6 protein-coding genes are annotated in these 6,479 nt (G+C 51.0%); 3 read left to right on the forward strand and 3 right to left on the reverse strand.

Going from position 1 to position 6,479, the window contains the following annotated elements; genetic code table 11:
- Nucleotides 1–162: 162 nt before the first annotated feature.
- Entirely contained in the window at nt 163–1,002 is an 840-nt protein-coding gene (gene rsmA, locus R6U41_RS01660; protein ID WP_410268092.1) for a 16S rRNA (adenine(1518)-N(6)/adenine(1519)-N(6))-dimethyltransferase RsmA, read from the reverse strand.
- A gap of 248 nt (nt 1,003–1,250) precedes the next feature.
- Between rsmA and can the strand changes: the two genes are divergently transcribed.
- Together can and hisF are read left to right on the forward strand one after the other, a co-directional pair.
- Nucleotides 1,251–1,874 (forward strand): carbonate dehydratase, encoded by a 624-nt coding sequence (can, locus tag R6U41_RS01665; RefSeq protein WP_410268093.1) that lies wholly within the window; start codon nt 1,251–1,253, stop codon nt 1,872–1,874.
- Nucleotides 1,875–1,990: 116 nt separating this feature from the next.
- Nucleotides 1,991–2,755, forward strand: coding sequence for an imidazole glycerol phosphate synthase subunit HisF (gene hisF / locus R6U41_RS01670; protein WP_410268094.1), 765 nt, complete (start codon nt 1,991–1,993; stop codon nt 2,753–2,755).
- A gap of 195 nt (nt 2,756–2,950) precedes the next feature.
- Here hisF and R6U41_RS01675 read toward each other — a convergent pair whose 3' ends face one another.
- Both R6U41_RS01675 and R6U41_RS01680 read right to left on the reverse strand, forming a co-directional pair.
- Nucleotides 2,951–3,418, reverse strand: coding sequence for a hypothetical protein (locus tag R6U41_RS01675; protein WP_410268095.1), 468 nt, complete (start codon nt 3,416–3,418; stop codon nt 2,951–2,953).
- 33 nt (nt 3,419–3,451) lie between these two features.
- Complete coding sequence (locus R6U41_RS01680) at nt 3,452–4,960, reverse strand: TIGR03545 family protein (RefSeq protein ID WP_410268096.1); 1,509 nt, start codon at nt 4,958–4,960, stop codon at nt 3,452–3,454.
- Here R6U41_RS01680 and R6U41_RS01685 point away from each other — a divergent pair.
- Nucleotides 4,959–6,479: hypothetical protein (locus tag R6U41_RS01685; RefSeq protein ID WP_410268097.1), on the forward strand; the 1,521-nt coding region annotated here is incomplete at its 3' end. The two genes, R6U41_RS01680 and R6U41_RS01685, sit on opposite strands and share 2 nt — an antisense overlap.

Consider the following 6,479-nt stretch of genomic DNA (forward strand, 5'->3'; position numbering starts at 1 on the left):
TAAGTTGAATAAATTGAAAGGCTGGTTCAAACCGTTGCTGAAAACCTGCAAAAACAGCAACGATCCTTTAAAATAGTTCGAAGTTTGTCTCAAAATAATAAAAATTAGCCCAAATTGCCAAAGGTGTAAAGAAAAAACTGGAAAAAAACGGCCAAATCGATTTTATAAATTGGCCCCCACGGCATTGGACAGCGCCACAAATTCCTCCACGGACAATGTTTCAGCCCGCCTTGCCCCGTCAATGCCGGCGGCCTGCAAAATCGGCAAAAGCCCCGGGCCGGATATCCCGAGTCCACCACCGCTTAAAGCGTTTTTCAGGGTTTTGCGCCGCTGGCCGAAAGCCGCCTTTACCACCGCAGACAGCCCGCCCTCGTTTTCTGCCGGAAACCGCGGGAAGTGAAAGACAATCTCAACGACCTCGGAATCCACCCGCGGCCGGGGATAAAACTGGTTGGCCTTGACCCGGGCCACGCGGGTGACATCAGCGCAGTACTGGGTCATGACCGACAGCCGGCCGTATTCCCGGGTGCCCGGCACTGCATACAGACGTTGGGCCATTTCCGCCTGGAGCATCAAAACCGCCCGGGAAACGATGCTGCGCTGAAATATCAAGGAGATGATCACCTGAGAGGAAATATTGTAGGGCAGATTGCCGATCACCACCAGCGGCGCCTGCTCTTTTCGGGAAATGGCATCCAGATCCACCTCAAAAATATTGGCATGGCACACATCAACATTTCCGACCCCGGCTTGGTCCGTCACCGACCGCAGAATGTCAATGAGTTCCCGGTCCTTTTCCACGGCATAAACACACCTGGCCGCCCGGGCGGCAAACAGGGTCAGCGCCCCTACCCCGGCTCCGATTTCCACCACAACCACGTTGTCAAGCCGGGCCCGGCGCACGATCATCTCTGCAGTGGACGGATCAGCCAGAAAATTCTGGCCCATGTGTTTTTTGGGCAAAAGCCCGCTGGCGGCCAATAAACGATGCGGTCCGGTCATGGATTTTCTCTGTCTGAATCAATTACAATCTGCCGGTAATACCAGAAAGCGGCAGGTATGGGTGCAAGGCGGCAGTTTCAAATATAACACAATTGCCGGCCGGGTCAATTGCCGCCTTTGACTTATGGTGCCTGCAGGCCTGTTTTTCTGTTAAAGGCGGCCCCGGCCCGGCACTCTTTTCTTTTGCTCCCGGACATGTTATAAAAATTCGCCAAATAACCAAATTCTACGCATAAAGGGCCAGGCCTATGAAAATTTTTGACACCCTGTTTGAAAACAACCGGAAATGGGCTGAAACAATCACCGCCCGGGACCCGGATTTTTTCACCCGCCTCAGCCGGCAGCAAAAACCCCGGTACTTGTGGATCGGATGTTCAGACAGCCGGGTTCCGCCCAGCCGTATAACGGACATGATGCCCGGAGAAATTTTTGTTCACCGAAACATTGCCAACCTGGTGGTGCTCTCGGATCTCAGCTGCCTTTCGGTAATCCAGTACGCCGTGGAGGCGCTGGAAATCCGGCATATCATTGTCTGCGGCCATTATGGATGCGGAGGCGTTCAGGCAGCCCTGGAAAACGAAGACCACGGATTGATTGACAACTGGCTGGGCCACATCCGGGACGTTTACCGCAGACACAAAGCCGAAATTGACGCGATTTCCGATCCAAAGGCAAAAGTCAACCGGCTCTGCGAATTCAATGTCCGGGCCCAGGTCATCAATGTCTGTGAAACCACCATTGTGCAAAACGCCTGGAAATCCGGCCGGAACCTGGCCGTCCACGGCCTGATCTACGGTCTTGAAGACGGGCTGCTAAAGGATCTCAATCTTGGCATTTCAGGGCCGGAGCAGTACCGGGCGCTTTTGCCATAAAGACTTTGGGATTTGTTTTGCGGCTGTGGATTGCGCTATGCTATAAACAGGCCCTGTTTCCGGAACAATTGAAAAAAACGCTGATTTGCTCACCCAATACATACGGAGAAATACAAATGGATGAAACCATTTCCATCATGCCCTGCCTGGACATGCAAAACGGGCGGGTCGTCAAGGGGGTTCATTTCGTGGATATCCGGGACGCCGGCGATCCGGTGGAGTGTGCCCGTGCCTACTGCCGGGCCGGCGCAGATGAATTGGCCCTGCTCGATATCACCGCCACAGTGGAGGGCCGGGCCACCATGCTCGACGTGGTCCGCAGGGTTGCCGAAGCCACCACAGTCCCTTTTACAGTGGGCGGCGGGGTCTCTGATGTAAAATCCGCGGAACAGATCCTCAATGCCGGGGCCGACAAGGTTTCCACCAGCAGTGCGGCGTTTCGCAAACCCGAATTGATCCCGGAAATGGTCCGGGCTTTCGGGGCGGACAAGGTCACCGTGGCCATTGACGTGGACCAAAACCCGGCCATGGCTTCGGGATATGAAGTCTATGTGGATGGCGGCCGCACGGCCACGGGAACAGACGCCATTGAATGGGCCAGGCGTGTGGAGGGATACGGTGTGCCCGTAATTCTGCCCACCAGCAAGGCCGGTGACGGGGCCCGTACCGGATATGATCTGCCGGTGATCCGGGCCATGAAGCAGGCCGTGTCAGCAAAAATCGTGGCCTCGGGCGGGGCCGGAGAAATGCGACATTTCCACGAGGCCGTCAAAGCCGGAGCAACCGTACTGCTGGCCGCCTCGGTGTTTCATTTCGGCATCATTGACATCACGGAGTTAAAAACCTGGCTGCAAAAGCAGGGCGTGCCGGTACATTTGTAAAAAACCGGCCGGGTATTTGGATTTCAAAAAACAAATCCTGATGGTGCCGTAAAAAATCCAATATCTGCGTTACGCGCAATTTCTCAGAATTTCACGTACGGATAAGTACGCTGCATTCTTCGAAATTGCGCAAGCCTTGATCTTGAACTTTTTACGGCACCATCTATAATCAGACTTTTTACGTATGCATCAATCCTAGAAATTGCCCTCGCCTGCCCGGTGCGGACAAAAGACGATCACCTGCTGTTTTTGCGCATCTATCCGGATGGCGGCGTTTGGATACATGGAGAACCAGATCCCGATTGGATTTCCCTCTGGATCCAGGATCCGGGCGCCGTGGCCGGAATCAAACCGGTCCCAGACCCTGGGCTCCCAGATAAAATCCACCCTGTGGGCGAAATCCCTGTTGTTGGGAGTCGCCTTCTGCCAGAGATGCAGGTCAAATGTGTAGGCCGGATCAAGGCCCACAATGGCATAGGGCATGTTGGCCCGGCCGCCGACATAATAGCGAAAATCCTTTGGAACGCGATTGTCCTCAAACATCTGCGTGACCCCGGTATCGGTCTCCAAGCGCCCCCACTGGCCGGCAGCGCATCCGCAGACCAGGACCGCGGCCAGGACAACAGCCGCGGCAAGTTTGGCGCTGGGGAATAGCCACTGCATCGGATCATCTCCCCTGTGAGTCTCTGCTTGTTTCTAGAGTATAGATGCCCCCAGGTTCAGGCGTTTTTTGAGTTCCTTCTCAATGGCATCCAGTGCGGAAAAACCGGATTCGGTTTCATCAATGGCACCCCCTGTCTTTTCTGAAATGGCCTGCTTTAATTTCTGCTGCATCTGAGCCCGGTGTTTTTCAAGGTCCCGGGACAGGGAAGCTTTTAAAACGTCGCCAAGGCCTGAATCAATGGTGATCTCAGGTTGTGTCAGGGTCCCGCCAAGAGTTGCGGCCACATCAAAGGACCGAATATCGCCAAGCGCAGATGCCAGGGCCCGGACCAGGAAATGCTCCTTTTCACCGGAGTTTACATCAAACCGGGCGGCACTGACATCAGCGGCAATCTCTGCATCCAGTTTTGCGCCGGCAATCCGGATGCTGCCGTCAACAGCATCGAGCCGGGCTTTGCTCAAAACTACCGACATACTGTCCTGATCCAGCAGCTGCAGGCTGCTGAGTGCATGCTCGCGGATTTGGAAATCTACCCTGTCCCGGGGATCTTCCGGATTGGTGCGGTCCAGGCGGCCGTTGATTTTTACACTGCCTGCATTTTCAGCCCCGGCACCGGAAAAATCAAATTTCAGGGGACGGCCCAGCACCCGGGGATCTGAGGCAATGTCCCGGACCTGTCCGGAAACATCCATGCCGCCCATATCCGCAGATACCCGGGCGGTTTTGATCCAGTACTCGGGCACCGGCCGGCTGGAGGCAAATCTGACATCAATGCCTTGTCTCCTCTGGCGCTTTTCGGTCTCCCGGGATTTTTCCATCATGGCCGACATATGGGGCGAAAGCCGCTGATACCAGCTCAGGCCGTTTTCCACCCACCCGGCATATTTGGGGCCAAGAATAAGGGCTGACATGTTGCCGATGCCTTTTGGTGAAAGGGCGTATTTATCCGTAAGCCGGGCGGCGTCCCGGCCCGGGGCGGCCCGCAGATCCACAAGCCCAATTTGCAGTTTCTCCCGGGTGGCGACCAGATCCTGCCGGGCCTGGCGCAGGGCCTGGAGATCGGTCTGAATGTCTTTTCTTATCTCCCCGGCCTGCCCTGCCCGGCCCAGGGTCCCGAGCAGGCCGCCGGACTCGCCGGACCCGCCCTTAAGATCATTGATGCGCTTTTTATAGTCGGCAAAAGTCTCCTGGTCCGGCAGGTTCTCCAGCCTTTTGGAAAAGCGGTCTCTGGCATCGGCAATTTCCTGCTGCAGGGTTTCGGCCTGTTTCAGCGTTTCGAGCTGCTCGTTTTCAATGATCTGTCTGGCGCTGTCTGCGGTGGCAGAAGGCAGGCGGCCGAGCTTTTCACGCATTTTTTCCGCCACAGAGGTTTTTGGTTCCTCGGAAGGTTTCTCCTTTTTGGCAATGGCGCCGGAGGTTTTTCTGGGCTTGTCAAAACCCACACCCGTAGCGGACAAATCCTCCACCACCTTGTTGCCCTTGAGGATCTCGCCGGTGTGAAAGTTCATCCGGATCTTTTCGGCCAAAACAGCATTGCGCATGGGCGAATTCGGATTTGTTATAGGTATTGGTAAAGATGAAGCAACAGGCGGAAACGTCTTTGAAAATGTAGGCGAAGGTTTTTCTTATCAACAAAAACAACAAGTCAGCGATTTAACTGACACTTACGGACGATTATCAGCGAATAAAACAGGATCAGGGTATAATTTTTCTGTAACAGAACAAGAACGATCAACCCCTAAAAGCAGTTCTCCTTCTACTTATCAACGATTAAGCGGAGCGCCAAGTATTAATCAAGGTTTTGTTCAAGCTCAAGAAGACAAGCGCTTAGAGAACGCTCCTTATAAAAGATTTGAAACGCGTATCGATAGAAGTATTGCTTATGGGGATGATGATAATTTAGACTTTCAATCAACAAGAACAGACATGGGCGGTGTTGATATGAATAAGCTAGGGTTCAAGCCAAGCATTCAGAGTGCTGTTTATGAGGGCGCTAGTGCGCCTTTAAAGAGAGATTTAATAAGTTTAGGTGTAGGAGAAGCTAAAGCTCAAGAACTCGCAGAATCCGCTCAAAATCGTTTCGGACTACCTGCTTTTTCAAGCTCGGGAGTAACAGCGAGAGCAGGAACAGCAAGAAGATTAACTAAAGAACTATTAGATGAAGGTTATATTCAACGAGATCAAAGAAAAGACTTGCAAAGATATTTCGAGAACACATTAACTTCCTCGCCAACTTCTTACGATATTGCTAATTATGAACGGGATCTTCGTATTGCCAGCGGAACAGCGGATAAATGGATCGATCCAATATTTAGTTATGTTAATGTTGGTTATGGCGCGACCAATGAAGCTATGGCAGGAGTTCAAGCATTAACAAGACCAGCAGAACTTGCTCAAGGGGTTTATGTTTTAGGAACTAATAAAGAAGCTCGTCAAGAAGCAGTAATGACAATAAGAAAAACTACTCAAGAAAACCCTGAAAAAGCAGTTGGTATGGGGCTTACTAACGTAGGATTTTTTGAAGGATTAAACATTTTTAGAAAATCTCCTCGAACAGTCAAACCTAGTAGAGCATTACTTAAAGAAATCTTTGATGAACAATCAATGTCGAGCAAAATAAATTACGCACAAGAAGTAGAAGTTTTTCAACAAGGATTATTTAGGAAAAAAAAGATTGATACTGTTCAAGTAATGGGCGAAGGAACTATTAACTGGAAGTCATCAACAGGGGATGTTCTTCCTTATGGAATATTCGAGCAACGAGGTAGTATTAGATCAACTAAAAACGATTTGGTTGTTAATTTCAAGGAAACAGGAGCGGTAAGCAAAATAGACGATTTAAGTATTTTTAGAAGCGGTTTAGAATTAGCTGATAAAAAATTTGTTATTGAAGGAGTTAGTCAATCAGGTTTAACAAGTAATTTATTAAAAAAAGTTGATAATGTTGGCGATGCTAATAAGATGATAGGAACTGAAACATCACTTACTAATTCTATCTTAGAAGTTCGTAAACCTAAAGAAGTCAATATTGAGGGTTTGCAAATTAAAAGTCTTACTGAT

Source organism: Desulfosalsimonas sp. (assembly GCF_046483245.1).
Taxonomy (GTDB): Bacteria; Desulfobacterota; Desulfobacteria; order Desulfobacterales; family Desulfosalsimonadaceae; genus Desulfosalsimonas.